The 1,780-nt window shown below is 57.2% G+C and carries 1 rRNA gene (only partly in view); it reads right to left on the minus strand.

Features of this window, described 5'->3' with window-relative positions:
• Nucleotides 1-1,609: ribosomal RNA gene (locus MXD60_RS25725) — 23S ribosomal RNA — on the minus strand (it extends 1,598 nt beyond the left edge of the window).
• Between the last annotated feature and the right edge of the window lie 171 nt (nucleotides 1,610-1,780).

Genomic DNA, 1,780 nt, shown 5'->3' on the forward strand with positions numbered 1-1,780 from the left:
GGAATCCTGCCCTCACACACACATCTCCGAAAAGACACGCACGCTCAAACAGTTAGCACAACCAGGTTCAGCATGGGCGCGTCAGCGCCGGTACGGGAATATCAACCCGTTGTCCATCGACTACGCCTGTCGGCCTCGCCTTAGGTCCCGACTCACCCTGGGCGGATTAGCCTGCCCCAGGAACCCTTGGTCATTCGGCGGACGGGTTTCTCACCCGTCATTCGCTACTCATGCCTGCATTCTCACTCGTATGGCATCCACGACTGGGTCACCCCGCCGCTTCACACGCCACACGACGCTCCCCTACCCATACACAAACCTGGACGTCCGAAAACGCCTGGAGAACTTGTGTATGCCGCAGCTTCGGCGGTGCGCTTGAGCCCCGCTACATTATCGGCGCGGAATCACTTGACCAGTGAGCTATTACGCACTCTTTCAAGGGTGGCTGCTTCTAAGCCAACCTCCTGGTTGTCTGTGCGACTCCACATCCTTTTCCACTTAGCGCACGCTTAGGGGCCTTAGCTGGCGATCTGGGCTGTTTCCCTCTCGACTACGAAGCTTATCCCCCGCAGTCTCACTGCCGCACTTCACTTACCGGCATTCGGAGTTTGGCTGACTTCAGTAAGCTTGTGGGCCCCCTAGGCCATCCAGTGCTCTACCTCCGGCAAGAAACATGCGACGCTGCACCTAAATGCATTTCGGGGAGAACCAGCTATCACCGAGTTTGATTGGCCTTTCACCCCTATCCACAGCTCATCCCCCAGGTTTTCAACCCTGGTGGGTTCGGTCCTCCACACGGTCTTACCCGCGCTTCAACCTGGCCATGGATAGATCACTCGGCTTCGGGTCTTGGACATGCGACTCAAACGCCCTCTTCGGACTCGCTTTCGCTACGGCTACCCCACAACGGGTTAACCTCGCCACACATCGCAAACTCGCAGGCTCATTCTTCAAAAGGCACGCGGTCACCAGACCGAAGTCCAGCTCCCACGGATTGTAGGCACACGGTTTCAGGTACTATTTCACTCCCCTCCCGGGGTACTTTTCACCTTTCCCTCACGGTACTAGTCCGCTATCGGTCACCAGGAAGTATTTAGGCTTAGCGGGTGGTCCCGCCAGATTCACACGGAATTTCACGGGCTCCGTGCTACTTGGGAAAACATTCAGGAGAAGAACTGTTTTCGGTTACAGGGCTATTACCCTCTATGGCGGTCCATTCGCATGACCTTCACCTAACAGAACTTTTTCTGACTCCTCGACGGAACGGCAGTCCCGTCAGAATGCTCCCACAACCCCACCATCGCAACGCCTGCCGGCTATCACACGACCATGGTTTAGCCTGATCCGCTTTCGCTCGCCACTACTCGCGGAATCACGGTTGTTTTCTCTTCCTGCGGGTAATGAGATGTTTCACTTCCCCGCGTTCCCTCCACATGCCCTATGTGTTCAGGCATGGGTGACAGGATTTAAAGCCCTGCCGGGTTTCCCCATTCGGAAATCCTCGGATCACAGCTCGGTTGGCAGCTCCCCGAGGCATATCGCAGCCTCCCACGTCCTTCATCGGCTCCTGGTGCCAAGGCATCCACCGTGCGCCCTTAATAACTTGGCCACAAAGATGCTCGCGTCCACTGTGCAGTTCTCAACGTACGGACGGAAACCAGCCGCACCAGCAGAACTCACCCTCACACCGAAGGCAGTATCCTGCGACGACCAGCCCGCACCACCCTCACGGAACACCCCCACCCCCCACACAGGAGGACAGGGGCACCCACAAGAAGCG

This window comes from Frankia sp. AgB32, assembly GCF_023243045.1.
Classification (GTDB): Bacteria; Actinomycetota; Actinomycetes; order Frankiales; family Frankiaceae; genus Frankia.